This window comes from Pseudomonas sp. 2822-17, assembly GCF_002742485.1.
Classification (GTDB): Bacteria; Pseudomonadota; Gammaproteobacteria; order Pseudomonadales; family Pseudomonadaceae; genus Aquipseudomonas; species Aquipseudomonas cyclaminis.
Genome location: NZ_LJRZ01000411.1, coordinates 1 through 490, shown reverse-complemented (window position 1 = coordinate 490; position 490 = coordinate 1). Strand labels below are relative to the sequence as shown.

The 490-nt window shown below is 52.4% G+C and carries 2 protein-coding genes; both read right to left on the bottom strand.

The annotated features are described in order from the left end of the window. A partial coding sequence (locus AOA60_RS32260; protein WP_143522436.1) for a hypothetical protein occupies positions 1 to 248 on the bottom strand: 248 nt, incomplete at its 3' end. A 29-nt stretch (positions 249 to 277) separates the two neighbouring features. Further along, positions 278 to 490, bottom strand: a 213-nt coding sequence (locus AOA60_RS13870; protein ID WP_143522435.1) for a DUF2345 domain-containing protein, incomplete at its 5' end; no start/stop codon positions are given.

The window sequence follows — 490 nt, the reverse complement described above, 5'->3', positions numbered from 1 at the left end:
CCCAATGGGTAGTAACCCGCGGCTGCCTTGGCCATTTGGGTCACTTGCAGTAATGGATTGCTCTTGCTCTTGAAGGGGTGGCTCCAACTTTTCAGCGGTTGCAGCGTATTGGTATTTGTTTGTATTAACGCGGAAGTCCCTACCGCCGGTATCTGCGGCGCTGTTGAAGACAGAGCGTCCGGCACATAAATCGGCGCCGTGCGGCCAGGGTTTAAAATGTTAAAAAAAACAGAGAACAAGTTAGCCATGATGTGATTCGCTCCTGGTTCGCTAGGGATCAGCCAGAGAAATCCGCAGGCCCGTTGGCCTTGGATCTATGCTCGGTAAATTGAGGGAGCTGCGGCATATCAAGAATTTGTTGGGCTGGAGCCAGGAAATCGAAGTGCGCCGACTTGATGAGGTAGTCCCCCTGAGTCCCAGACTCGATGCTGCTTTGATCAAGGGTGATGTAACTGCCCCCTGCGTTGAGGGTGATTTTCTTTTTCGCCGT